Annotated in this window: 27 protein-coding genes; 19 read left to right on the forward strand and 8 right to left on the reverse strand. The window is 66.9% G+C overall.

Annotated elements, in window-relative coordinates; genetic code table 11:
- Window positions 1-22 precede the first annotated feature (22 nt).
- The 8 genes from V6B97_RS00975 to V6B97_RS01010 are packed head-to-tail and all read left to right on the forward strand — an operon-like array spanning window position 23 to window position 2,834.
- Window positions 23-202 (forward strand): hypothetical protein, encoded by a 180-nt coding sequence (locus V6B97_RS00975; protein ID WP_333504623.1) that lies wholly within the window; start codon window positions 23-25, stop codon window positions 200-202.
- Window positions 199-783, forward strand: a complete 585-nt coding sequence (locus V6B97_RS00980; RefSeq protein ID WP_333504624.1) for a head-tail connector protein — start codon at window positions 199-201, stop codon at window positions 781-783. The genes V6B97_RS00975 and V6B97_RS00980 overlap by 4 nt, the downstream gene beginning before the upstream one ends.
- Before the next feature lie 2 nt (window positions 784-785).
- Window positions 786-1,100, forward strand: coding sequence for a phage head closure protein (locus V6B97_RS00985; RefSeq protein WP_333504625.1), 315 nt, complete (start codon window positions 786-788; stop codon window positions 1,098-1,100).
- A complete protein-coding gene (locus V6B97_RS00990) occupies window positions 1,100-1,498 on the forward strand; it encodes an HK97 gp10 family phage protein (RefSeq protein ID WP_333504626.1) in 399 nt (132 codons plus the stop codon). The genes V6B97_RS00985 and V6B97_RS00990 overlap by 1 nt, the downstream gene beginning before the upstream one ends.
- Window positions 1,485-1,853 (forward strand): DUF3168 domain-containing protein, encoded by a 369-nt coding sequence (locus V6B97_RS00995; RefSeq protein WP_333504627.1) that lies wholly within the window; start codon window positions 1,485-1,487, stop codon window positions 1,851-1,853. The genes V6B97_RS00990 and V6B97_RS00995 overlap by 14 nt, the downstream gene beginning before the upstream one ends.
- Window positions 1,854-1,868: 15 nt before the next feature.
- Complete coding sequence (locus tag V6B97_RS01000; protein WP_196608330.1) at window positions 1,869-2,288, forward strand: phage tail tube protein; 420 nt, start codon at window positions 1,869-1,871, stop codon at window positions 2,286-2,288.
- Between the two features lie 10 nt (window positions 2,289-2,298).
- Complete coding sequence (locus V6B97_RS01005) at window positions 2,299-2,646, forward strand: hypothetical protein (RefSeq protein ID WP_333504628.1); 348 nt, start codon at window positions 2,299-2,301, stop codon at window positions 2,644-2,646.
- A gap of 47 nt (window positions 2,647-2,693) precedes the next feature.
- On the forward strand, window positions 2,694-2,834 hold the full coding sequence (locus tag V6B97_RS01010; RefSeq protein WP_333504629.1) for a hypothetical protein: 141 nt from the start codon (window positions 2,694-2,696) through the stop codon (window positions 2,832-2,834).
- 89 nt (window positions 2,835-2,923) lie between these two features.
- Here V6B97_RS01010 and V6B97_RS01015 read toward each other — a convergent pair whose 3' ends face one another.
- Window positions 2,924-3,313 carry a DUF2335 domain-containing protein gene (locus tag V6B97_RS01015; protein ID WP_333504630.1) on the reverse strand — a complete coding sequence of 130 codons (390 nt, stop codon included), beginning with the start codon at window positions 3,311-3,313 and terminating at the stop codon, window positions 2,924-2,926.
- Between the two features lie 462 nt (window positions 3,314-3,775).
- Between V6B97_RS01015 and V6B97_RS01020 the strand changes: the two genes are divergently transcribed.
- The 8 genes from V6B97_RS01020 (at window position 3,776) to V6B97_RS01055 (ending at window position 12,504) form a co-directional block, all read left to right on the forward strand.
- Window positions 3,776-6,592 (forward strand): tape measure protein, encoded by a 2,817-nt coding sequence (locus V6B97_RS01020; RefSeq protein WP_333504631.1) that lies wholly within the window; start codon window positions 3,776-3,778, stop codon window positions 6,590-6,592.
- A 2-nt stretch (window positions 6,593-6,594) separates the two neighbouring features.
- Complete coding sequence (locus tag V6B97_RS01025; protein WP_333504632.1) at window positions 6,595-6,948, forward strand: hypothetical protein; 354 nt, start codon at window positions 6,595-6,597, stop codon at window positions 6,946-6,948.
- Between the two features lie 2 nt (window positions 6,949-6,950).
- On the forward strand, window positions 6,951-7,856 hold the full coding sequence (locus V6B97_RS01030) for a hypothetical protein (RefSeq protein WP_333504633.1): 906 nt from the start codon (window positions 6,951-6,953) through the stop codon (window positions 7,854-7,856).
- A 127-nt stretch (window positions 7,857-7,983) separates the two neighbouring features.
- Window positions 7,984-8,295, forward strand: coding sequence for a hypothetical protein (locus V6B97_RS01035; RefSeq protein WP_333504634.1), 312 nt, complete (start codon window positions 7,984-7,986; stop codon window positions 8,293-8,295).
- Complete coding sequence (gpJ, locus tag V6B97_RS01040; RefSeq protein ID WP_333504635.1) at window positions 8,283-11,090, forward strand: TipJ family phage tail tip protein; 2,808 nt, start codon at window positions 8,283-8,285, stop codon at window positions 11,088-11,090. The genes V6B97_RS01035 and gpJ overlap by 13 nt, the downstream gene beginning before the upstream one ends.
- Window positions 11,090-11,674 (forward strand): hypothetical protein, encoded by a 585-nt coding sequence (locus V6B97_RS01045; protein WP_333504636.1) that lies wholly within the window; start codon window positions 11,090-11,092, stop codon window positions 11,672-11,674. Before gpJ ends, V6B97_RS01045 begins: the two co-directional genes overlap by 1 nt.
- Window positions 11,675-11,676: 2 nt before the next feature.
- Complete coding sequence (locus tag V6B97_RS01050; RefSeq protein ID WP_333504637.1) at window positions 11,677-12,000, forward strand: hypothetical protein; 324 nt, start codon at window positions 11,677-11,679, stop codon at window positions 11,998-12,000.
- Between the two features lie 3 nt (window positions 12,001-12,003).
- The gene (locus tag V6B97_RS01055; RefSeq protein WP_333504638.1) at window positions 12,004-12,504 is read left to right on the forward strand and encodes a phage tail protein; all 501 of its coding nucleotides are present in this window, start codon (window positions 12,004-12,006) and stop codon (window positions 12,502-12,504) included.
- Window positions 12,505-12,555: 51 nt separating this feature from the next.
- Here the strand turns inward: V6B97_RS01055 and V6B97_RS01060 are convergent, their stop codons facing one another.
- The 7 genes from V6B97_RS01060 to V6B97_RS01090 form a co-directional block, all read right to left on the reverse strand.
- Complete coding sequence (locus V6B97_RS01060; protein WP_012612760.1) at window positions 12,556-12,894, reverse strand: helix-turn-helix domain-containing protein; 339 nt, start codon at window positions 12,892-12,894, stop codon at window positions 12,556-12,558.
- The gene (locus V6B97_RS01065) at window positions 12,878-13,135 is read right to left on the reverse strand and encodes a type II toxin-antitoxin system RelE family toxin (protein ID WP_333504639.1); all 258 of its coding nucleotides are present in this window, start codon (window positions 13,133-13,135) and stop codon (window positions 12,878-12,880) included. Before V6B97_RS01065 ends, V6B97_RS01060 begins: the two co-directional genes overlap by 17 nt.
- A 564-nt stretch (window positions 13,136-13,699) precedes the next feature.
- Window positions 13,700-13,993: a helix-turn-helix domain-containing protein gene (locus tag V6B97_RS01070; RefSeq protein WP_333504640.1), complete on the reverse strand. Its 294-nt coding sequence runs from the start codon at window positions 13,991-13,993 to the stop codon at window positions 13,700-13,702.
- Window positions 13,994-14,003: 10 nt separating this feature from the next.
- Window positions 14,004-14,282, reverse strand: a complete 279-nt coding sequence (locus V6B97_RS01075) for a cytotoxic translational repressor of toxin-antitoxin stability system (protein WP_333504641.1) — start codon at window positions 14,280-14,282, stop codon at window positions 14,004-14,006.
- A gap of 116 nt (window positions 14,283-14,398) precedes the next feature.
- On the reverse strand, window positions 14,399-16,729 hold the full coding sequence (locus tag V6B97_RS01080; protein ID WP_333504642.1) for a methyl-accepting chemotaxis protein: 2,331 nt from the start codon (window positions 16,727-16,729) through the stop codon (window positions 14,399-14,401).
- 358 nt (window positions 16,730-17,087) lie between these two features.
- Window positions 17,088-18,662 carry an ATP-binding protein gene (locus V6B97_RS01085; RefSeq protein WP_333504643.1) on the reverse strand — a complete coding sequence of 525 codons (1,575 nt, stop codon included), beginning with the start codon at window positions 18,660-18,662 and terminating at the stop codon, window positions 17,088-17,090.
- Window positions 18,659-19,474, reverse strand: coding sequence for a response regulator transcription factor (locus V6B97_RS01090; RefSeq protein ID WP_333504644.1), 816 nt, complete (start codon window positions 19,472-19,474; stop codon window positions 18,659-18,661). Before V6B97_RS01090 ends, V6B97_RS01085 begins: the two co-directional genes overlap by 4 nt.
- Window positions 19,475-19,687: 213 nt before the next feature.
- On the opposite strand from V6B97_RS01090, the gene V6B97_RS01095 reads away from it, so the two are divergent.
- Genes V6B97_RS01095 through V6B97_RS01105 form a run of 3 tightly spaced genes read left to right on the forward strand, consistent with a single transcriptional unit; the run spans window position 19,688 to window position 22,820 of the window.
- Window positions 19,688-20,836, forward strand: coding sequence for an ABC transporter permease (locus V6B97_RS01095; protein ID WP_333504646.1), 1,149 nt, complete (start codon window positions 19,688-19,690; stop codon window positions 20,834-20,836).
- 27 nt (window positions 20,837-20,863) lie between these two features.
- Complete coding sequence (locus tag V6B97_RS01100; RefSeq protein ID WP_333504647.1) at window positions 20,864-21,649, forward strand: ABC transporter ATP-binding protein; 786 nt, start codon at window positions 20,864-20,866, stop codon at window positions 21,647-21,649.
- A gap of 16 nt (window positions 21,650-21,665) precedes the next feature.
- On the forward strand, window positions 21,666-22,820 hold the full coding sequence (locus V6B97_RS01105; RefSeq protein WP_333504648.1) for an efflux RND transporter periplasmic adaptor subunit: 1,155 nt from the start codon (window positions 21,666-21,668) through the stop codon (window positions 22,818-22,820).
- The last annotated feature ends 10 nt before the right edge of the window (window positions 22,821-22,830 follow it).

Below are 22,830 nucleotides of genomic sequence, written 5' to 3' on the forward strand. Positions count from 1 at the left end.
CCCCGGCCATAGGGGAAGCCCCATGCAGAAGATCACCCTGAAAGAACCGTTCCGCTACTGGCGCAACGGATGCTGGCCCGAGGACTATCCCGCTGGTGTCGTGGAGGTGGACGACGAGGTGGCCGCGCAGGCACGGGCCGCCGGTGTCGCCGCCGATGTCTCCAAAGGCGGCAAGCCCGCCGGGAAGCAGGAGAGGAAATGATCATCCGCCGTGTCGCCGCACCCCGCATCGAGCCCGTCACCCTTGGCGAGGCCAAGGCCCATTGCCGGGTGGAGGTCTCCGAGGATGACGCGCTGCTGGCCGCGCTCATCGTCGCGGTGCGGGAGCAGGGCGAGACGCTCACCGGGCGGGTCTTCGTGGACTCGCCCTGGACGATCACCATGCCCGGCCCGCTGGTGGACCCGGTGCCCCTGCCTCTTGCTCCCGTGCGTGAGGTGGAGGCCGTGACCGTGGACGGGGCGGAGGTGGATCAGGGGTTCTACACCCTCGTCCCCTCCGGCCTGTCCCCGCAGGAGCATCCCGTGCGGGGGACGTTCACGCCACTGCCGGGCTTTCCCGATGGGGCCGAGGTGACGGTGCGCGTGAGGGCGGGCTGGCCGGTGGAAGGAGATGAGGAGAACGCTCGGGCCACGACGCCGCACGCCATCCGGCAATGGATGCTGGTGCGCCTCGGCGGGCTGTACGCCCAGCGCGAAACCTTCATCACCGGAACGCTGGTGACCCGCATGACCCGCGACTTCGTGGACTGCCTGCTCGACCCCTACGTGATGGTGGGAGCCTGACCATGCGCGCCGGACTGCTGCGTCATCGCATCACGCTCCAGGCCCCCATGCACCAGCCGGGGGAATGGGGCGGGGCGGACGCCACGGAATGGCAGGACGTGGCCACCGTGTGGGCCGCTGTGGAGCCGATTGCCGGGCGTGAGTTCTTTGCGGCGGCGCAGGCGCAATCCGAGGTGACGCACCGGGTGCGCATCCGGAGCCGGAGCGACGTGCGGGCCGACATGCGGGTGTCGTTCGGCGGGCGGGTGCTGACCATCGACGCGGTGCTGTCCCTTGATGGGGGCGAGATGCACCTGATGTGCAAGGAGAGGATTTGATGGCGCTCATTCCCGTGAGTTCCGTGTCCGTGGACATCCCGGACGAGGCCGTGGCCGAGCAGGTGCGAGAGATGCTGGAACCCGAGCTTGAGATGCTCGCCGAGCGCATCGCGGCCGACGCCCGGAACACGGCGGCGTTCACCGACAAGACCGGGAAGCTGCGCAGGTCGATCAAGGCCCGGAAGTCCAAGTTCGAGGGGGGCGGCTACATCGTTGTCGCCCGCGCGCCGCATGCGCACCTCGTGGAGTTCGGACACGCCATGATCGACGCGAACGGTCGGACCGTGGGGCATGTCCCGGCGCATCCCTTCCTGCGCCCGGCGCGGGACAGGGTGATGCGGGCCGCCATTCACGAGATTCAGGCCCGTCTCGGGGGTGCCTACGATGAGCGGGGTTGATTTCGAGCAGGTGATGCAGGCCGCCCTTGCGGCGGATGCGGGCGTGGCCGGGATCGTGTCCCGGCGCATCTTCCCGCTGTCCGCGCCCAAGGGCGCGCCGCTACCGTTCATCACCTACCAGCGGGTGAGCGGAGCCCCGGAGGCGGTTCTGGATGGGGACGTGCCGTGCGAGCGCATCAGCATCCAGATCGACGCCTGGGCCAAGACCTATGCCGAGGCAAAGCGGCTGGCGAAGGCGGTGCGCGGCGTGATGACCGGTGCCGAGTTTGCCGCCGAACTGGACGAGGACCGCGACCTCTCGGACGGGGAGGCGCGTGTTTGCCGTGTTTCCATGGACTTCATCGTGTGGGCGTAGCCCGGAGGATTCACCATGGCCAAGAAGTACACGCTGTCGAAGGGCTCCGTGCTCAAGCTCGGGGACGGTGCCGAACCGGAGGTGTTCACCACCCTGCCCGGCCTGACCAAGCTCTCCATCGACGGCATTTCCAAAGACGACATCGACGTGACCGACCTTGAGTCGGACGGCAAGGAGTATGCGCCGGGTCTGGCCGATTACGGTTCGTTCAGCGCCGAGGGTATCTGGGACGACACCAACGCCCAGCATCTGGCCCTGCTCGACCTGCTGGACAGCGGCGAGGTGCAGAACTGGCAGGTGGTCACGTCGGCCGGAACCAAGTGGGGCTTCGCTGGCTACGTGAAGTCGCTGCCCCTCAACTGGGAAACCAACAACGTGCAGCGGTTCTCCCTGACCATCAAGGTTTCCGGCAAGGTGACGCGCCTTGCCGCCTAAGGAGCAGATCATGGGCCTGACGAGAGATGACATCCTGAACGCGCAGGACTTGCCCATGGCCGTCGTGGACGTGCCGGAGTGGGGCGGACAGGTGACGCTGCGCGGGTTCAGTGCCGCCGCCCGAGACAACCTCGCCAAGCGCAGGACCGACGAGAACGGCGGCGTGGAGATCAGCAACGCCGAGTTCCTCGCGCTCTGCCTGGTGGATGACGAGGGCTTGCCACTGTTCGCGCCCGAGGACGCGGACACGACCCTTGGCCGCAAGAACCCCGAAGTGATCGACCGGCTGTTGCAGGAGGCCATCCGGCTCAACGGCCTGCATGCCGGAGCCGTGGAGGAGGCTGAAAAAAACTCCTGACGCGCGGGGAGAGGGCATTCGCCTTCTCCCTTGCGCTCGAACTGGGGATGACGGTCGGTGAAATGCTGCGGCGCATGAGTAGCGCCGAGTTCACCGAATGGATGGCGTTCTGCGCCATTCGGCGGCGTCGCGTAGAAACCGGCTTCGCCAACGACGACGAAGCGATCGAGACGCTGTTTTCGGAATAACCCCGACGTTGCCGGGCCTGTTCACTGACAAGCAAATAGGGTGCTGGTGGAAATGAAAGGGGGCCGGGATGGCCCGGCCCCATTGGGGGTCATTGCTGTTGTTCCGGGGGCGGCTTGCCCCACGGCTTTCGGGTGATGAACACGGCTGCGATGCCCACCAGCGTGGTGCCGAGAATGGCCCCGCCAGTGACGGGATGCCCCTGCCATATGGCCATCCCGGCGACAAGGCTCATGGTCATGGCGAGGCAGAACGCCAACCACTGTCCGCGTTGTTCGGCCTGCCGCTCGGCTTTGCTGTCTTGTATCTGCGCGGAGATCAGCGAGGAGTCGCAGGCGTGGCGGTGCCTCTGCTCCTCTTCGGCCATGGCTATGATGCGCCCGGCGGCTCCCGGAGCTATGCGCTCGTAAGCCTCGAGAGTTTGCGGAGCGGGAAGTGGACCTGAGTGCAGTTCGCCGGAGATGGTGACGGATGCTTCCATAGCTTCAAGCCCCGGCAGGACGCCTTGGGCGACCTGGGCCGGGGCTTGGACGGCAGGCTCAACGGCGTGGTCATGCGGCCTTTCTGCCACGGGTGTACCTCGCTATTGCGGCGCGAAGGTCGTTTCCGACCATTTCGAAGTCCCGCCCTAGTGTCCCGAGGGGGCCCTGGGCGTTGATCGCATTGCGGGTTTCCTGCAAACGGCGGGATGCGGGGGGATTGGCTCGAGGAGCCATGTCGAGCATGCCGCCGATACCCGCGAACAGGTATTTCATAGCGCGTCCCATAGCTACCTCCTTTGCTGACAGGGTACTCACGAAGCCGCTTTGGCGCAAGAAGCCGGTTACAAATGGTCTCTCTTTGTTAACCAAGGGCAGCCCTACCAACGGGGAAGGCATGCCGTCAAGATAGCACCGTATGGCAGATTATTCCACCAGCGCCCTGAATACCGAACGAGGAATTCATGGCGAGGAAGATACCCGGCATCTACGTGCCTGTTCGCCTGACGTACGAGGGGCTCAAGACGGACCTGGACCGTGCGAAGGCCCTTGCGCGCGAGCAGGGACGGGCCATGTCGGACGCCATCAACGGGGCACTGTCTCCGCGCACGATGTCGGGCAACCTGACCAAGCTCACATCGTCCCTTGCGGTGGCCTCCCGAAGCGCCACCGCCTCGGGTAGTTCCTTCTCGGGGCTGGGCAAGAATCTGGACGAGCTTGCGAGCAAGGCCGGGGTCAGCCGTTCGCGCATGGATGAACTGGCCGCCTCCATGGTGCGCCAGTCCGCCTCGCAGGCTGCCGAGCGTGCCTTCGTCAATATCCAGCGCAGCACGGGGGCGAGTTCGCTGCAAATGGCCCGCCTGCGCTTTGAACTGGGCGACACGAGCGGGGCGTTGCGCATGGCGGGCACTGCGGCCATGGCGTTTACCCCGTATGTGGCAGCGGCTGGCGTGGCGGCGGGTGCCGCAGCCATGGCCACCTTCAGGGCGGCCATGGAGGTGGAGAGGCTGAACCGGGCCTACACCACCATTTACGGCTCCACGACAGCCGCCCGCCAGCAACTCCAGTTCATCTACGACACCACCCAGCGCCTCGGGCTTGAGTTCCGCTCCACTGCCGAGTCAGCCAAGACCTTTTTCGCGTCGGGCAAGGGCACCGCCCTTGAGGCCGACATGAACTCCATCTTCACGGCAGTGTCCGAGGCAGGGGCCGCGCTGTCCCTGTCGCAGGCGGACATGCAGGGCATCTACCTCGCCATCGGGCAGATGATCTCGAAGGGCAAGGTGCAGGCCCAAGAGTTGCGGGGCCAACTTGGTGAACGGCTGCCCGGCGCGTTCCGTCTCGCGGCACAGGCCATGGGCTTGACCACCGCCGAGCTCGACAAGCTGCTGGAACAGGGTCGGGTGACTGCCGACGATCTGCTGCCGAAGCTCGCCCGCGTTCTGCGCACCGAGTACACCGGCGGAGCTTCCGAGGCGCAGAAGGCGACCAGCGGGCTCTCCACCGAGTGGGAGCGGTTCAAGGCCAGCGCCAGCCAGACCGATGCCATGGTGGCCGGGATCAACGCCGTGAAGGATGCGTTGAAGGCGACCTCGGACGCCATGGAGGCGACTGCCCGGCGCCGCGCCATCATCGCCGAGATGCAGGCCAAGGGCATCAAGGGCAATGAGCTGATTGGCGAAGGGCAATATGGCTACTCGCAGGAGCAGATCGACGCCTACCTGGCTCGAATCGCCGCCGGGAACCGGCAGCGCGACGGGGCCTTTGCCGACCAGACGAACGCCGCCGAAGCGCTCGATGCCGCCCTGGGCAAGGCACGGCAGGCTGCCAACGCCTTTCTCAAGGACACGGACGCTGCGAAAATCCAGAAGATCAACGATTCCTACAACGAGACCGAGACCGCCATCACCCGTGTCATTGAACGTCTCCGTGATGCGGGGGAAAGCACGGACTATTGGGAGGGCAAGCTCGTCGAGGCCGCCAAGGAGCGCGACCGGCAGCTTTCCTCCGTGGGCAAGAACGAGGCTGCGGCGGCGGGGCGCGCGGCGGCTGCGCTGCGCGAGGTCAACGAGGCGCTGGCAGGCATCACCGGCGATGAGGCCCAGGCCGCGCAGCTTCGGTTCAGCAAGAATTTCGAGAAGTGGAAGAAGGACATCGGCTCGGTCACGCCGGAGATGGAACGCCTCAAGGCTGCGGCAGAGGAAGCGTTCGCCAAGGGCTTTGCCACGATTCAGGAGTATCGCAGCGCCCGCAAGGCCTTCCTTGACCAAGGGCGTGACCGGGAGACCGAGCTTTCGTTCTTGCGCAACGAGGTGGCGGCTCAGGCCGGGGGCAACCTCGACAAGTCCGAGATCGACCGCGCACGTGCCTTGGCCGAACTCGAAAACAAGCGCCGCGACTGGGAGAAGGTGGGCTCCCGCGAGGAGGTGGAAAAACAGGTGGCGCTTGAGGTCGAGCGCATCCACCTGACCACCGCCCAGCGCAACATGCAGGTGGAGCAGCAGTTCTACCAGATGGCAGCCGGGCTACTGAAGAACCGGGAGGATTTGCAGGCCCGCATCCTCGACCGCGAAATGTCGAACTACCGGAAGGTGGTTCAGGACAAGACTCTGCTCGCGGAGGTGGAAGCCCGGAAGATGCTCGAAATCTCGCAGGCCGGGAGCGACGGGGCCAAGTTGGCGTTCATCGAGTACGCCGAGGCCGCCAGCAACGCCGCGTCACAGTGGAAGGAGGCCACCAAGAAGGCGCTGGACGGCATGGCAGATGCCATCACCGATTGGGCCATGGGCGCACAGGCCAACATCGAGGCGGTGGGCGAGGCTTTCGCGCGCATGATCATCAAGGCCCAGGTCGAGCAGAACATCACCGGGCCGCTCGCCAAGGCTTTCGGCAGCATCAATTGGGGCGGACTGTTCACCGCGTCGGCGCAGGGGAATGTGTTCAGCGGCCCCGGCATCTCGGCCTACCGCAACTCTGTCGTGAACAAGCCCACCCTGTTCCCCTTCGCTCACGGCATCGGCCTCATGGGCGAGGCGGGCGAGGAGGCCATCATGCCTCTTGGCCGTACCAGCCGGGGCGACCTTGGGGTGAAGGTGGCCGGAGGGACGGGAGGCATGCCTACGAAGTTCGAGGTCCGGGTGATCAACGAGGGCGGGCAGCCTGTGCAGGCCCGGCGCACGGAGATGCGCTTCGACCAGACCGCCGCCGTGATGACCATCTGGCTCAAGGGCTGGGCCAACAACATCATGGGCGTCCGTGACGCCGTGGCCAGCGGAGCGTGAGCATGAACGTCTGGCCTGACATCGCCGTGCCTTCGTCCATGTCCGGGGGGATTTTCGACCCGTTGGACGAGGCGAACATGGAGACCGGGGACGATGCTGCCCGGCCGCGTTTCTCGGTGCCCCGGCAACAGCCCATGCGGCTGGAGTGGGCGGCCATGAGCTACGCCGACTTCGACACCCTTGTGGCATTCCATGCCAACCAGCGGTCCACGCCGTTCCTGTGGGTGCGACCGCGCACTGGCGTGCAGTGGGAGGCCCGCTTCGTGTCCAACGCCATCACGCACAGCGAGTCGCGGGACACACCCAGCAGGCTCGCCGTGCAATGCACCATCCAGCCTATCCGGCGCACGGAGTGACCATGGCTACGCTTGCCCAGATCATCGAACGCAATCGCCGCCACGGGGGCAGTCCTTACCTGCTGTTTCTGGAGGTGGGGCTGCCCACCGGACGTACCATGCGTTTCGCACGTGACCCTCAGTCGTGGGTATGGCCCCTGACCGATGCGCAGGTTGGCGACTTGGCCCAGCCTGGCGACGAGGTAACCTTTGTCCTGCCGGAGGCGGGGGGGCTGACCTTCTCCGTGGGGGATGGTGACTGGAGCGGTTCGGTGGCTCTGGAGCGCGCCGCGGGCGAGGCGTGGTTTGAGGTGGCGGTGTTCCACCGCCGCAGCGAGGACACCCTCCAGGGGCAGCCCGCAGGTGCATATCGGCTGGTGGCCCGGCCGGACTTCGGCGGCAAGGTTCGCGCCATTCTGGGACCGGAGGAAACGCGGCTCTGGCAGGCCATGAATTTCGAGCATGAGGATTGGGCGGAAGGCGAGGGCGCGCGCCGGGGTACGCTGACTCTCACGGTGTTCAACGCCGGTGGAGTGCCCCAGAAGTACGTCGAGGAGTTGGAGGACTGGCGGAAGCAGCATGGCCGGGTGTCGTGCAAGGTTCGGGTGCTGGTGGTCAACACGGCTTTGCTTGATGACCCGGAACCCACGCACGAGCTTGCCCTTGTTGACCTGGGCATTTCGATTCCGGCCCCCGGCGACAAGGTGCACTTCACCCTGGGCACGCTCAACACCATGGGCCGCATGGTGCCGAGGCGGCGCATCATGCGGGACTATTGCAGTTGGCTGCGGTCGGACGAGTGCCCCCATGTGGCCACCTGCCGCCATACCGCCACCAACTGCAAGCTCATCGACCAGACGCTGGACCCAGGCCGGTTCGAGCGGTTCGGCGGGTTCCCGTTCATCGGAAAGGGGGCTCTCTTTGGCTAGCCTCATGTTGCCCCAGGGACAGGCCGAGCAGTTGCGCCACGTTTTGTCCGGGCAGTTCCGGCGGCGTGGCCGGGGCGAGATGTGCCCGGTGCGCCGGGTGCCACTTTATGACTGCTGGGGCTTCGTGATGGCACTGTCCGCTGTGTTCGGGCGTCGGGTGCCCAACATCGTTCCGCCTGCCTCGGCTGTTGATCGGCATGGCCTCTACGAGAGGGCGTTGCAGAGCGGCGAATGGAAGGAGTTGGCGGGACCGGAGCCGGGCGCCGTGGTGGCCTTGCGCACCAGTCCCCGCCATCGGGATTTCGTGGACCATGTGGGCGTGGTGTTCGATTCCTGTCGGTTCGCGCACATCCAGCGCAACATGCAGGTGCATGCGGATCGACTGGATACCTCGCCCTATGCCAGGCTCATCGCCGGGTTCTACGTATGGAACGGTTGACCCCTGCCAACAACGCCGTGCCGTTCTTTCCGCCCGCAATGAAGATGCGGGCGGACGACGTGCTGCTCGTGTTGCACCGGAATTGCCTCGATCTCACGCAGGTGGTGAGCGAGTGGGTGGAGTGGCGACCGGGGCTGACTATTGCCGACATCCTTGATGCGCGGTGGCCTGAGGGCATGCTCATCGAGGATGGGCTGGACCTGCTCTTTCTGGCGAGCGGGCGCCTCCTGTCCTTCGAGGAGGCGGAGCGCTACATCGTACGACCGGGTGACGGCATATCCGTGGCCCTGGTGCCGGGTGACGGCGGCGGTGGGGGGTCGAATACCATTGCCGCAGTGGCGATGATGGCGGTGATGCTTGCCGCGCCTGCTGTTGGCGGCATGCTTGCGCTTGGTTTTGAAAACGCCATTGGTGCATACGGTCTTGTTTCCACCTTGTCCGTGGGGACCATGACCGGGCTTGGCACTGCGGCTGTGGCCCTGGTGGGAGCGGTGGGGGTCAACGCCTTCATCCCCTCGGCCAAGCCTTCGCTTGGGCAGGGGCTGGGTCAGAATCCGATGGACAACTCGCCCACATATGGGTTCAGCGCGCAGGCCAACCCCATGGAGCCGGGGCGACCGGTACCCGTGCTCCAAGGCGAAAAGCGCAACCTCACTCCGACCAAGCTGACGCAGCACCTTTCGACCTCGGGCGACCGTCGGTTGTGGAATGGCCTTTTCCTCATCTCCGAGGGGCCGGTGGATGAGATTTTCGATGTCCGGATCGACGGGAACAAGGCTGGCAACTACGAGGGCCTCGAAATCGACATCCGGCTCGGGACGGAAGGGCAGGACGTTCTCCCGTGGTTCAACGACGCAATCACCGAGCGGACCGAAGGGGTGACGGTCAAGCTCTCCACGGAATGGCACGAGGTGGTGCTGGACGGCACCGGCGTGCGCAAGCTGGGCTTCGGCGTGCAGTGCGCGTCCGGCCTCGGGTACGCCAACGACAAGGGCGGGCTGGACCCGGTGACCGTGCAGGTGCAGTTCCAGCACCGTCTCTATGGGGAGACGGCGTGGGTGAACCTCGGCACGGTGTCGATTTCCGGGGCAAAACGTGCCGCGATCATGCGCTACTATGAGTTCGAGGTGGCCGAGGGACGGCACGAGGTACGTTACCGGCACCCCGTCGCGCCCCCGACCGGTGATCGGTACATCTCGGACACCTGGCTCGAATACACACACGAGATCGTGCCGGATGACTTCCGACTGCCGCACTGCGCCTTGCTGGCGATCAGGGCGCTCCCCACGGACAAACTCAACGGCAGCGCGCCGAAGGTCACGTGCAGCGCAAGGCGCATGACGGCCATGCTGCCGGATGGGCAGGGCGGGGCCGTCAGCCGCGACATCGGCAACATGGCGTGGGCTGCGCTGGAATTGATCACCAACACTCGCTGGGGCGCGGGCGAGCCCGTGGAAAGCATCGATGTTCCGTCGTTCGCGGAGGCTGCCGAGTGGTGTGAGATCAAGGGGCTGAAAGGCTCGATGTACTGGGACACCCAGTGCACGCTGGAAACTGCGCTCGGGTATCTGGGGCAGTTCGGACGGTTCATCGTGGACAGGGTGGGCACGAAGATCGTGTGCATCAGCGACCGCCCCGTGGCCCTGCCGGATGCCGCGTTTCTCGCGACCTCTGCCGACATCCTGCAAGGGACGCTGGGCCTCGAATACCCGAATTCGGATGACTTGGCCGACGGGTGCGAGATCACCTGGTTCGACCCGGAACGGGGCAAGCAGGTGGTCTTTGCCCCTGGCGACTTCTTCAACGCGGTGGTGGACCGGCCGCCGACGGTGGCGCAGATCACCCTGTACCCGTGCAACAGCGATGAGGGGGCGCAGCGGGCCGGAGAATACATCAACCGGTGCAACCGCTACCTGAGCCGCCGCGTGGACCTCACGTTGCTTTGGCGTGCCCTGGGGCCGCACATCCGGCGCGGTTCGGTGATCCAGGTTGCGGCCGACCGGCTCATGGCCACGCAATCGGGCGTGGTGCTGTCGGCCACCGAGACCACGGTGAAGCTGAGCCGTCCGGTGCAGCTTGAGCCCGGAACGGCCTACGAGGTGCGGCTGGCGCATGTGGATGTGGCGGGCGACGTGGAGGGCGTGGAGAAGGTCGAGGTGCGGCCCCTTGCCCCCGTGGCCGAATCGACGCTGACCGATACCCTGACGCTCGCGGCTCCGTGGGAGCAGGTACCGTCCCCCGGCTGTTCCGCCGCTGTGGGTGAGGTGCAGCGTGTGACGCGGTGGTACCGGGTGCGCTCGCTGAGCCGTTCCAGCGACATGCGCGTGACGCTCAAGGCGCTGGAATACGACGAGGCGGTCTATGCTGACGAGGGCGTGGCGCCGCAAACCGACAGCGCGGCCAACTTGCCTGCCGTGGTGGGCCTTGTGGCCACCATCATCGACGCCAACGAGGACTTGGTGAGCAAGAAGCTCATCTCTCTTGCCTGGCGGGGAACGGCCCTGGAGTGGCGCGTATTCGCGCGCAGGCTGGGCGCCGAGGCCGACGAGTGGGCTTACCTTGGCAAGACTCCATACCCCTCGTTCCTCGCCCGCAACATCGAGGTCGGGCACATGTACCGCTTCGCAGTCAGCCACACTGGCAGTGTGGCTGATGGCCTGACCGTTGACGTGGACTACCAACTCAACACGCCCTCCGGGGCTATCCGACCGGTGACGGTGATCGAAAACGGCGTGGAGGTGCCGCTCTACGCGTTGGTGAATGGCGAACCGCAGCAGGTCATGGGGGTGTTCTGATGACGACGATGCACGGAGGGTTGAAAGGCCCTGACAACATGCACGTGCCCTATGCGTGGGAGTTCCCCAACCAGGCGGCGCGCGAGACGGGTGTGGGAGTGGATGCCAGCGGCATCGGGAAGCTGGCCCGGCAGTTGGACGACAACAGCCTGTGGATGCTGGTGGGCACGGACCCTGTGATGTGGAAAGCGGCCGGAGGCGGGGGCGGGTTTGAGTCCGGCACCCGGATGCTGTTCCAGCAGTCCACGGCGCCCACGGGCTGGACCAAGGACGCCAGCCACAACGACAAGGCGTTGAGGGTGGTCAGTGGCGCGGTTTCCAGCGGAGGCAGCGTGAATTTCAGCACGCTGTTCGGAAGGACGACCACTGATGCATTTACGCTGACGACGGCGCATATGCCCAGCCATGCCCACGGAGGAGTGTACGCGCGGTCATGGGAGGGGACTGCCGGCAGCGGTAGCGAATATTGGCTGGTAAAGCCTTCCACGTCGTCCACGGCGAACGCCGGTTCCGGCGGTGCCCATTCCCATGGATTGGATATGCGTGTGAAGTACATAGACCTCATCATCGCCCAGAAGGACTAGCCATGAAGAAACAGGACAAGTGCCCGCTTAACGGCTTCAAGGCGTGCCGGGAAACATGCCGCTGGTACATCCAGTTGCGGGGCAAGCATCCGCAAACGGGACAGGATATCGACGAGTGGGGCTGCGCGGTCTCGTGGCTGCCCGTCCTGCTCATTGAGAATGCGCAAGAGGTGCGCCAAGGCGCGGCGGCGGTTGAGTCGTTCCGCAACGAGATGGTGAGGGCCAGCGGAGTGACCATGGCCGGGATCGGCGAGATCGTGCGCCTTGCCAGCATGAGCACCCGGGAGCGGGGGATTGCAGGACATCAGCAGCAGGTGGAGGGCTAATTCATGCGACTGACCATCATCCGGGACGACAACATGGTGATCGTGGACGGGCGCGCCCTGGCCGTGGATCTGTCCGGGTTGCCTGACAAGTTGCATGCCGTGCAGTGGGACGGGCTGGCGGGGCACGTAGAGTACAACGACGGCACGTCCAACGAGAGGTTGGAGAATATTGCGGCTTGGCAGTCTGTGGTCGATGCGTGGGAGGCGGTGCGGCAAGTCGAAGATGCCCCGCTGTCGGAGCCGACGCTTGAAGAGGCCAAAGCCGCGAAGCTGGCTGAGATCGCCAAGGCCCATGACGCCGCCTTGGCGGGTCTTGTGGCGCTGTCGAACCCTGCGCCCACCGTGGTGGCGGTGGAGGCGGCTCTGTTGGCCGTCAGCGACTCGGAAGGGCTCGACTATGCGCGGCAGCGGTTGGCAGAACAGCAGCGCGACCTTGCGGCGGCTGTGATGGCCGCCGGTGCTGTGGAGGATGTGAGAGCGGTGGAGGTGGGATTTTTGGTGTGAACTGGCTAGTGTTCTGGGGCAACAAGCCGAGGGGATGAGCAAGGGCCTGGGCTACAGGTCGAGCAACTCGACCGCCACGCTGAGGGCGGTAGCGATTTTGCGCCGGGTCGCGACGCGGAGCTTCGCGTCGCTGGCCTCCATCTGGGCGTAGGCGGACTGGGTGACGCCCATGCGGGCGGCCACCTCGGCCTGCGTCAGCCCAAGATGTTCGCGCCATGCCCGGCAGGGGGAAACGCCATCGTTGACCACGCGCCCCACCACATCGTGCGGAACAGTGGATTCCGTCCCGGCCTGCGGACCGAAGGCCCGAACGTACTCCGCGTAGGGTACCACGACGGCCACGGGCTGCCCGTTGTGCCGGATGATCTGGTGTTCAGTAGGTGCGTTCATCGCGTTTTCTCACCTCGTCGATGTTGATGACGGTCAACTCGCCATCGGGCGTCACATGGAACAGGACGCGGTAGCGCCCGACACGCAGCCGGTAGTCAATCCTGTTGACCAGCGCCTTGACGTTGCGCACATCCGGCCACTCGGAAAGGGCTCCCACGGCGGCATGAACCTTCACCTGCTCTGCCTGCGGCAGCTTGCGCAGTTGCTTCACCGCCTTCAGTGCCCATTCGATGCGCGTCATGAGTTTTTAATAAGTCAAAATAAGTTTTGTGGCAAGGAGAAAAACGAAAGCCCGAGGGGGCTTTCGCGGCTCACTCGTGACTCACTCGGACCACGGTGAATCATGCTAGCCTGTGCGGTTTTTTTGAAAATGGAAGTGTATTTAAAATAGGAACTTGGCAGCAATAATTGGGCCTTACAAGCCGAATGCCGGGGGTTCGATCCCCTCACCGCCCACCATGCAATATTAAGGAGTTAGAAGAAATTCTGGCTCCTTTTTCGCGTTTTTTGAGTTGAGTGGTCCGCACGATGGTCCGCACGGATTGCGCCTTTTTGCGGCCATTGGGATGGGGAAAAGATAACGCGCCGGGGCGGCCATGGTGGGGCTCCGATTGCCCCCGGCGCACCGCCCTGGCGCGTTGGAAACAGGGTACGGATCGGGGCGGGTTTGTCAACCAGAGCATGGGGTGCGGCTGGGTGTTGGGGCCTTGGGAAAGGCGATGGCGGAACGGCGTAGGCTTTCGATATGCCTTTGAGCAATAGAAAAGGCCCCGCCGAAGTGGGGCCTGTGCTTTTCTGCCGGTGGTTACGCTGCAAGGAAACGTGCGGGCGGGCAGTTCAACGCCTCGGCCAGTTTGCGGGCGTTCTGCTTGCCGATGGGGCGGCGGTTGTTTTCCATCTCGCTGATATGCCGCTGCGGAATGCCCGTGCGGCGCGAAAGTTCGGCCTGGGTGATGTCCTCGCGGTAGCGCATGCCGCGCAGGATGGCCGCCGGGGACATGTCCAACACTTCCTCAGGGGCCACGGAACCCTGCACCGTGCAGCCCTTATCGCGCAGAAAGGCCATGACGCTGGCCTGCACGTCAGTCGGACACGTCACGGTAAACGTTTCAGTAGGGTGCTTTCTCGTGGGTGCCAGCATAGGTCACCTCCACTTCCTTGGCTTTCTTGTCCTTCTCTTCCCACACGGCCACATAGGCAGGCCTGCCTTTCTTGAGGTGGCAGTGGTGCCTGTCGTCACCTAGCTTGCTGTAGTTGGGCCAGTCGCCGCGCACCGGGCCAGCAGCGCGGATGTCCGCGATAAGCGCGGCCACGGCGTCCTGCACCCGCTGGGGCAGCTTGGCAATCCCCTTCGCAGCCTTGGCGCTGATGGTGACGATCCAGTTCATGAGGGGGAGATATACCAAAAAATAGTATCGGTCAAGGTTGGCCTAGTCGTTTCCATGGCTTTCTCCCGGTGTGGTGGGATTCTTTTCGTCTGCGGGCCACGCCCGCGCCGTCCCGGCTAGGACTTCATGCTCTCGATGATGGCGCGCAGTTCCTCGGCCATGCGGGCCACTTCCGCTATGGCCAGGGCCGACTGGTTCATGGCCTCGGCCGTCTCGCCGGAGATGACGTTCAGTTCGTCCGTGGCCCGGGCGATCTGCTCGCTGGCCGCCGACTGTTCCTCGGCGGCCGATGCGATGGACCGCACCATGTCCGCCGTGTCCACGGAAACGCTGAGTATCTCGCGCAGCGAGGCGCCCGCCTGGGCCGACCGTTCGGCCGAGGCGTTGGCGTCGGCGTCGGCCAGGCCCATCAGGTCCACGCTCTTCTGGGTCACCTGCTGGATGGCCCGGATGACCTGCCCCACCTCGCCGGTGGCGTTCATGGTCTTTTCCGCCAGCTTGCGCACCTCGTCGGCCACCACGGCGAAGCCGCGTCCGGCGTCACCGGCCCGGGCCGCCTCGATGGCCGCGTTCAGGGCCAGCAGGTTGGTCTGGTCGGCGATGTCCGAGATCATGTCGATGATGGCGCCGATGCCGTCGGCCTGCCTGCCCAGTTCGTGCAGGCTGCCGCCCATTTCCGACATGCGGTCGCGCAGGGCGCGGATGGAGCCCACCGTGTCCTGCACCACCTTTTCGCCCTGCCCGGCGCGCGAGCGGGCGAGGTCGGCGTTTTCCGCCGCGCTGCCCGCGCTGCGCGCCACCTCCAGGATGGAGGCGTTCATCTGTTCCACGGCCGTGGCCGACTCGGCAACGCGGGTCTTCTGGTTTTCCGTGCCCCGGCTGGATTCCTCGATCTGCGACGCGAGTTCTTCCGCCGCCGTGGACAGCCGGGCCGAAACGTCCATGGCGGCACGGGCCGCCTCGGCGATGCGGTCGCGCTGGGCCTCGATCTGCTGCTGCTTTTCCACCATCTCGCTGATGTCGTTCCAGAACGAGATGGAGCCCAGCAGTACGCCGTCCATGTCGTAGAACGGCGTGGTCACCACGCTGATGTGCACGGTGCGCCTGCCGTCCCGCGACGTCCACACGGTCTGCCCGGTCAGGGTGCGCCGTTCCTTGATGGCCTTGTCCGACAAGGTTTCGCGGTCCGGGTCGAACCAGTAGAATTCGCCGGACTTCAGGCCGTAATGGTCGGAGGGCGGATTGGGCCTGCCCAGCAGTTCACAGACCTGGGTGTTGGCCCAGGACATGGTGAAGTCGGGCGCCACGATGCCGCACGGGGTGGGAATGCTTTCCAGCACGCCCCGGGCAAAGCCCAGTTCGTGCTTGATGCGGTCCTTCATGCGCCGGGTGTTGTCGGCAAGTTGCGCCAGTTCGCAGGAAAAGCCGCCTTCCAGCGTGGTGCCGAAGTTGCCGCCGGCGATGTCCGCCGTGAACTGCCCCACGGCCTGCAACGGCACCACCACCAGCCTGCGCAGCAGCAGCACGACCGCTACGGCCAGCACCACGCAGACCAGCGCGGCGATGCCCGCCACCACGTTGCGCAGGGAGTACGCCTCCGCCAGCAGTTCCGACTCGTTCACGGTGCTGGCCATGATCCAGCCGGTCTGGGCGACGCGGGTGTACGCCGCCAGCTTGCGCGCGCCCTTGAATTCGTACTCCAGCGTCCCGCGCGGGTTGGCCAGCATCTCGCGCACGAACGGCATGTCCTTGCCCGGTTGCAGCAGCATGGCCGGGTCGGGGTGGGCAATGAAGGTGCCGTCGGCGTCGAGCATGTACAGGTAGCCGGTCTGTCCGACCTTGATGGGCGAGATGGCGGTTTCGGCGAACGCATTGAAGTCGAAGGATACCTGCACCCCGCCGGTGACCGCCCCGGATGCGTCGCGCAGGGCGGTGGCCATGCGGAAGATCATCCGGCCGCCGTCACCCTTGGCCACGGTCTTGTCCAGGGCCGTTTCGCTGCCGTTCAGCACCTGGCGGACCACGGCGTGCCCGCTCTTGTCCTTCCCGCGTTCGTCCTCGCCCCCGTTGTTGGCGCCGGCCACCACCACGCCGCGCCGGTCGAAGGCGTAGGCCGACCAGATTTCCCTGTAGGTGCGCAGGTAGTCGCGGAAGCGCCCCTGGGCCACGCCGTTCTCGTCCCGGCCGCTTGCCACCGCCTCCACGATGGCCCTCTGGCGGGCCAGGGCGGCGGTGAGCTTCTTTTCGTTCTCCAGGTTGAGATCGGTGGCTATCCGCGCCGTGTCCACCAGCCCTTGCGAACTGGCCTGGCGCAGGTGCAGCGCCAGATTCGTGGTGGCCGACATGACGTACCAGCCCAGCCCGCCGAACCCTGCCACCAGCAGGGCCACGACCAGCGCGCCGATTCTGGTGTTCAGCCTGTCGAAAAATCCCGTTGTGCCCCGCATTGTGCCTCCCTGATGATGCAGCCCCTCTGTGTTTCATCGGCAGTCATGCCGGAGAGGTTAGCGCGCGAGACGGAATTTTAAAGTATTTTCCGGGGGATGGCAGCGCGACACATTCTAACGGAGATTGCATGTTGAGTGCCGTATTCCGGATTGCGCATGATATCCGGTAGCTGCGGTCACGCAGGAGGTAATCGCCCCGGCGTGAAACACGGGGCGGCAGGGCGGGGCGATACCGTTTTGGGGGGTGCGTCGACTTGACGGAAGCAGCGTGAACGGGGGGCGCGGCATGGCCTGTGCGGCCGCCAAGGCACGGGGATCGCGGCGGACGGGGGAAGGCCGGGTGGTGCGCCCGGAGGGGCTACTGCGCGGCGCGGCGCGCGCGGGGCAGGCGCACCAGCGCCTCCAGTCCGCCGCCCTCGCGGTTGGCCAGGGTTATGTCGCCGCCGTGCTGGCGGGCGATGTTGCGGGCGATGGACAGGCCAAGGCCGCTGCCGCCGGTCTGGCGGTTGCGCGAATGCTCCACGCGGAAGAACGGCTCGAACACCTTGTCCGTGTACTGTTCCGGCAGGCCCGGTCCCCGGTCGCGGATGGCCACGGACAGCATGTCGTCCGCGTCCCGCACCTCGATGTCCACCTGCCCGCCGCCGTAGCGCACCGCGTTTTCCAGCAGGTTGGACAGGCAGCGCTTCAGCGCCAGGGGCTGGGCCTGGATGTGCGTGGGACGCCCTTCGGCGGCGCCGTGCAGGGTGATGCGGACCTGCGGGGGAGCGGTGTGCCCTGTCTGCCCCATGTGCCCTATCTGCCCTATCTGCCCTGTATGCCCTATCTGCCCCATCTGCCCCATCTGGAGGTCACGACAGTCTTCCGCCAGACTTTCCAGCAGGGCGGTCACGTCCACGGAGGCCGTGGCCTCCCGGCTGTCGGTGCTGCGCACGAAGTCGATGGTGGTGGAGAGCAGGTCCCGGATCTCGTCGAGGTCCGCCAGAAACCGCTCGCGCAGCTCCGGCGGCTCCACCTGGTCCGCGCGCAGGCGCATGCGGGTGACCGGGGTGCGCAGGTCGTGCGAGATGGCGGCCAGCAGCCGTCCCCGCTCGTCCACGAACTGGCGGATGCGGTCCTGCATGCGGTTGAAGGCTTGGGCCGCGCGGCGGATTTCCAGCGGGCCGCGCTCCGGCAGGGGGGCGCGCACCAGCCCCGCGCCGAATTCGTCGGCGGCGTCGGCCAGCATGCGCAGGGGGCGGGTCATCCAGCCCACCACCACCAGGCCCAGCAGGGCCACGCCCACGATGCGCCAGCCCAGGTCCCACAGCATGGGTTCGGGTATCCACGGCCGGTTGCCCTCGGGCAGCACGTGGGTGAACACGGCCCACATGCCGTCGCGCAGGCGCACGCCCACGGTGTAGCCGATGTCGTAGTGGCCGTCGTCGATGCGGCCCGGGGGGGGCGGCGGGCGGCGTCCCACGTCGCGGGCGATGCCGTCCACCCGGCAGACCATCTGCATGTCCGGGGCCAGCAGCCCGCGCAGGTGATCCGCGAAAATGGAGGAATACACGTCGGCGGCCCAGCCGGACATGTCGGCCGGGGTGGCGGCGGGCGGGGTGGTGGTCATGGCGATGCGGCTGGCGCCCTGCGCCATCTGGCCGATCATGTCGCCCCGGGCCTCCGGCCGGGCCGCGTCCAGCACCAGAGCCTGCCCGGCAAGGCGCATGGCCGCCTGGCGGGCCACGGAACTGTAGACGAACGGCCCCCCGCGCGAGATCACGTACAGCATGCTGACGATCTGGATGAGCACGATGCCGCACACCAGCACCAGCACCACCCGGCCGCGCAGGGTGCGCGGGGGCAGGGCGGAGAGCAGCCGCGCTCCGGGAAACGGCGGCCGCGCTTCTGGTAACGGCGGCCGTGCGGCCGGGGGGACGGCGGCGGGGCTCATGCGTCGGCCGGGCCGGGGAAGGGGGAAGAGGGCGCGCCGGGGGATGCGTCGGGCGTGGCGGCCGGGACGCCGTCGGTTCCGGCGTCGCGTTCCACGTCGGTGGCCAGGTAGTAGCCGTCGCCGCGCACGGTCTTGATGATCTGCGGTTCGCGCCCGTTGTCGCGCAGGCGGGTGCGCAGGCGGCTGACCAGCACGTCGATGGACCGGTCGAAGGCTTCCGCCGCGCGGCCCTGGGTCAGGTCCAGCAACTGGTCGCGGCTCATCACCCTGTTGGGATACTTCAGGAACACCCGCAGCAGGCGGTATTCCGCGCCGCTCAGGTTCACCACCACCCCGTCGGGAGCCACCAGGTGGCGGGGCACCGTGTCCAGCGTCCACCCGGCAAAGCGGATGGCGCGCGACATGGCCTCCGGCTCGGCCTTGGCGATGTTTTCGGGCAGGGCGCGGGCCCGGCGCAGCACGGTGCGGATGCGGGCCACCAGTTCGCGCGGGTTGAACGGCTTGGCCACGTAGTCGTCGGCGCCCAGTTCCAGCCCGATGATGCGGTCGGTGTCGTCGTCCAGGGCGGTGAGCATGATCACCGGCAGGTCGGAGCGGGCGCGCAGCCTGCGGCACAGGGTCAGCCCGTCGTCGCCGGGCAGCATCACGTCCAGCACCACGAGGTCGTAGCGCCCCACCTCGAGCATGCGGAACATCTCGACGCCGTCGGCGGCCGATTCGGCGCGGAAGCCGTGCTTGTCCAGAAAGCCGGTGAGCAACTCGCGGATTTCGGGGTCGTCGTCCACGACAAGGATGTGTTCCGGGGTGTTCATGGGCCTCCTATAGCGCCGCGCCGGTCCCCGTGCACGGGTTTTTTGCAACACAGTGTTTCCGCGGCGCGGGGCGCAATACGCGGCAACACTTTGCCTGTTGCGGCAACGAAGCGGCAACGGGCAACACATATTGCGGGTACGCCGCCGGGCTAGACCCTGCCCCACGCGCCGTGCATACGGCACCGGCGCGACGCCCCAGCCATCGGAACCCGCATGTACCAGATCGCCCTCAAGATGCTGCTCGCCAACCGGGGCAAGTACCTCGGCATGGTGCTGAGCCTGGCCTTCACCTCGCTGATCATGACCCAGCAGCCCGCCGTGTTCGCCAGCATCCTCACCCGCACCTACGGCCTCATCGACGACATCGCCATCGCCGACATCTGGGTCATGGACCCCCAGGCCCAGTCGGTGGAGGAATCGAAAGCCATGCCCGACACGCGCCTGTCGCTGGTGCGCAGCGTCAGCGGCGTGGAATGGGCCGTGCCCCTGCACAAGGGCTCGCTGAAGGTGCGCCTGCCCGACGGCAACACCGTGGGCTGCGGGCTCATCGGCGTGGACGACGTGTCGCTCGTCGGCGCGCCGGGCGTCATGAGGTCCGGCAGCATGGTCGACCTGCGCATGAGCGACGCCGTGGTGGTGGACGCCGAGGGCGCGGCCAACCGCCTGGCCGTGCAGACGGAACGCGGCATGCGCCCCCTGGGCGTGGGCGACGCGCTGGAGGCCAACGACCGCCGCGCCGTGGTGGTGGGCGTGGCCGACGCCACCCCCACCTTCCAGTCGCAGCCCATGCTGTACACCACCTATTCGCGGGTCAAGCTGTTCAACAAGAGCGAGCGCAAGGTGCTGTCCTTCGTGCTGGTCAAGGCCCAGCAGGGGCAGGACCACCACGGGCTTGCCGCGCGCATCGCGTCGGAGACGGGCCTGACCGCCCTGACCGCCGACGACTTCCGCGCGCGCACCTTGCAGCATTTCATCAGGCGCACGGCCATCATCATGCACTTCGGCACCACCATCCTCATGAGCTTCTGCATCGGCGCGGTGGTCACCGGGCTGATGTTCCACAACTTCACCCAGGACGCGCTGCGCCACTTCGGCGTGCTGAAGGCCATGGGCGCCGACGACCGCACCCTGCTGCTGATGATCCTGTCGCAGGCGCTGCTGGTGGCGGGCACCGGATTCGGCCTGGGGGTGGGCATGGCCATGATCATGGGCAACCTGCCCGGCGACCCCATGGGCATGCGCCTTTCCCCGCTCATCCTGGCGGTGGGCGGGGGCGCGGTGCTGTCCATCACCCTGGTTTCGGCGGTGCTGAGCATCCGCCAGGTGCTGCGGCTGGAACCGGCCATCGTGTTCAAGCAATAGGGGGCGGCATCCATGCAGGACAGAAACATGCGCGTCGCGCCCGCCACTGCCGCCGCCTTCGCACCCTTCGCCCCCACCGGCATGACCGGCGGCCCCGCCGTGGTCTGCGCCGGGCTGGAGAAACGCTACGGCGAGGGGGCCACCGCCGTGCACGCCCTGCGCGGCGTGGACCTGACCGTGCAGCGCGGCGAACTGCTGATGCTGGTGGGGCCCTCCGGCTGCGGCAAGACCACGCTGATCTCGGTGATGGCGGGCATCCTGGACCCCACCGACGGCGCATGCCGCATCCTGGGGCAGGACATGACCGCCCTGGCCCCCCGGCCGCGCGCGGCCTTTCGCGCCCGCAACATCGGCTTCGTGTTCCAGGCCTACAACCTGAACCCCGCGCTGACGGCGGCGGAGAACGTTTCCGTGCCGTTGCGCATCTGCGGCGCGCCGGTGCGCGAGGCCATGCGCAGGGCGGAAGCCGCGCTGGACCTGGTGGACCTTGGCGACAAGATGGAATCCGCGCCCGGCGACCTTTCCGGCGGGCAGCAGCAGCGCGTGGCCATCGCCCGCGCCCTGGTGCACGAGCCGCAGCTGATCGTGTGCGACGAGCCCACCAGCGCCCTGGACCACGCCAACGGCCAACGGGTCATGGAACTGCTGCGCCGGGTGGGCACCGTGGACGGCCGGGCGCTGGTCATCGTCACCCACGACGCGCGCATCTTCGATTTTTCGGACCGCATCGCGGAACTGGACGACGGCCGGGTGACCCGCGTGGGCACGCCCGGCGCGGCCCGGCATTCCCCCGGACCTTCCTCCGCCACGTAACAATACAGGGACAACCATGCGACGCAACATCATCCTGACCTACGTCCTGCCCGCCCTGGCCCTGGCTGGCCTTGCGGCGGGCGTCGTGTACGCCTCGCGCGCGTCCGCGCCCCCGGCCCCGGTGCCCCCGGTGGCCGACCCGGCCGCGCCGCCCTATGAGAAGTACATCAGCGGTTCCGGCATCGTGGAGGCGGCCAGCCGCGACGTGGGCGTGGCCACGCCCACCTCCGGGGTCATCGTGGAGATTCCCGTCACCGTGGGCGACGCGGTGCGCAAGGGCGACCTGCTGTTCCGGCTGGACGACCGCGAGCGCAAGGCCGCGCTGGCCGAGCAGAAGGCCGCCCTGGCCGTGGCCCGGGCCAAGGTGGCCGAGGCGCGCGTGGCCCTGGAAAAGGCCCGCGCCGACGCCGCACGGGTGCGCAGCCTGCGCGACGGCCGCGCCGTGAGCGCGGAAGAGGCGGCCCAGCGCGGCTACGCGGAAGAGACGGCTCGCGCGGAGTTGGCCTCCGCCACGGCCGACGTGACCCAGGCCGAGGCCGCCGCACGGGCCATCGAGGTGGACCTGGACCGGCTGTGCGTGCGCGCGCCCATGGACGCCACGGTGTTGCAGGTCAACGTGAGCGAGGGCGAATACGCCACGGCCGGGGCGCTCTCCACGCCGCTGGTCATGCTGGGCGACGTCACCCGGCTGCACGTGCGGGTGGACATCGACGAGAACATCGCCTGGCGCTACCGCGCGGGCATGCCCGCCACGGTGTTCCTGCGCGGCAACCGCGACCTTTCCGCGCCGCTGCGCTTCGTTCGGGTGGAGCCCTACGTGCTGCCCAAGACCTCGCTGACCGGCGACACCACCGAACGCGTGGACATCCGCGTCTTGCAGGTGCTGTACGCCTTCGACGCCAGGGACATGCCCGCCTACGTGGGCCAGCAGGTGGACGTGTATTTCGACGACACCGGGCGCGACGCGGCAACGGGCGGCGGCGACCGCAAGGACGGGAGGAAGGATGCGCAGTCCGTACCCGCCGGGCGGTTCGCACCTGCCAAGACGTTTGTACCCGTCAGGCAGTTCGTTGATGACGGGCAGCTTCCCGAGGTGGTGGTGCCGGTGCGCGACGCCGGTGCGCGTCCCATCGGCAACAAGGCCGGATCCGGCGCGGGGGTGCGGGGATGACCGCGCCGTT

This window comes from Nitratidesulfovibrio sp. 1201_IL3209, from assembly GCF_036763125.1.
GTDB lineage: Bacteria > Desulfobacterota > Desulfovibrionia > Desulfovibrionales > Desulfovibrionaceae > Cupidesulfovibrio.

Bases quoted from the DNA above. Each gene is read 5' to 3' on its own strand.
- V6B97_RS01010 (WP_333504629.1), top strand. From the start codon at position 2,694: ATGACGGTCGGTGAAATGCTGCGGCGCATGAGTAGCGCCGAGTTCACC.
- V6B97_RS00985 (WP_333504625.1), top strand. From the start codon at position 786: ATGCGCGCCGGACTGCTGCGTCATCGCATCACGCTCCAGGCCCCCATG.
- V6B97_RS01075 (WP_333504641.1), bottom strand. From the start codon at position 14,282: ATGAACTGGATCGTCACCATCAGCGCCAAGGCTGCGAAGGGGATTGCC.
- V6B97_RS01085 (WP_333504643.1), bottom strand. From the start codon at position 18,662: ATGAGCCCCGCCGCCGTCCCCCCGGCCGCACGGCCGCCGTTACCAGAA.
- V6B97_RS01025 (WP_333504632.1), top strand. From the start codon at position 6,595: ATGAACGTCTGGCCTGACATCGCCGTGCCTTCGTCCATGTCCGGGGGG.
- V6B97_RS00990 (WP_333504626.1), top strand. From the start codon at position 1,100: ATGGCGCTCATTCCCGTGAGTTCCGTGTCCGTGGACATCCCGGACGAG.
- gpJ (WP_333504635.1), top strand. From the start codon at position 8,283: ATGGAACGGTTGACCCCTGCCAACAACGCCGTGCCGTTCTTTCCGCCC.
- V6B97_RS01090 (WP_333504644.1), bottom strand. From the start codon at position 19,474: ATGAACACCCCGGAACACATCCTTGTCGTGGACGACGACCCCGAAATC.
- V6B97_RS01050 (WP_333504637.1), top strand. From the start codon at position 11,677: ATGAAGAAACAGGACAAGTGCCCGCTTAACGGCTTCAAGGCGTGCCGG.
- V6B97_RS01015 (WP_333504630.1), bottom strand. From the start codon at position 3,313: ATGGAAGCATCCGTCACCATCTCCGGCGAACTGCACTCAGGTCCACTT.
- V6B97_RS00980 (WP_333504624.1), top strand. From the start codon at position 199: ATGATCATCCGCCGTGTCGCCGCACCCCGCATCGAGCCCGTCACCCTT.
- V6B97_RS01100 (WP_333504647.1), top strand. From the start codon at position 20,864: ATGCGCGTCGCGCCCGCCACTGCCGCCGCCTTCGCACCCTTCGCCCCC.
- V6B97_RS01045 (WP_333504636.1), top strand. From the start codon at position 11,090: ATGACGACGATGCACGGAGGGTTGAAAGGCCCTGACAACATGCACGTG.
- V6B97_RS01055 (WP_333504638.1), top strand. From the start codon at position 12,004: ATGCGACTGACCATCATCCGGGACGACAACATGGTGATCGTGGACGGG.
- V6B97_RS01020 (WP_333504631.1), top strand. From the start codon at position 3,776: ATGGCGAGGAAGATACCCGGCATCTACGTGCCTGTTCGCCTGACGTAC.
- V6B97_RS01105 (WP_333504648.1), top strand. From the start codon at position 21,666: ATGCGACGCAACATCATCCTGACCTACGTCCTGCCCGCCCTGGCCCTG.
- V6B97_RS01095 (WP_333504646.1), top strand. From the start codon at position 19,688: ATGTACCAGATCGCCCTCAAGATGCTGCTCGCCAACCGGGGCAAGTAC.
- V6B97_RS01000 (WP_196608330.1), top strand. From the start codon at position 1,869: ATGGCCAAGAAGTACACGCTGTCGAAGGGCTCCGTGCTCAAGCTCGGG.
- V6B97_RS01080 (WP_333504642.1), bottom strand. From the start codon at position 16,729: ATGCGGGGCACAACGGGATTTTTCGACAGGCTGAACACCAGAATCGGC.
- V6B97_RS00995 (WP_333504627.1), top strand. From the start codon at position 1,485: ATGAGCGGGGTTGATTTCGAGCAGGTGATGCAGGCCGCCCTTGCGGCG.
- V6B97_RS01005 (WP_333504628.1), top strand. From the start codon at position 2,299: ATGGGCCTGACGAGAGATGACATCCTGAACGCGCAGGACTTGCCCATG.
- V6B97_RS01030 (WP_333504633.1), top strand. From the start codon at position 6,951: ATGGCTACGCTTGCCCAGATCATCGAACGCAATCGCCGCCACGGGGGC.
- V6B97_RS01065 (WP_333504639.1), bottom strand. From the start codon at position 13,135: ATGACGCGCATCGAATGGGCACTGAAGGCGGTGAAGCAACTGCGCAAG.
- V6B97_RS01060 (WP_012612760.1), bottom strand. From the start codon at position 12,894: ATGAACGCACCTACTGAACACCAGATCATCCGGCACAACGGGCAGCCC.
- V6B97_RS01035 (WP_333504634.1), top strand. From the start codon at position 7,984: ATGGCACTGTCCGCTGTGTTCGGGCGTCGGGTGCCCAACATCGTTCCG.
- V6B97_RS00975 (WP_333504623.1), top strand. From the start codon at position 23: ATGCAGAAGATCACCCTGAAAGAACCGTTCCGCTACTGGCGCAACGGA.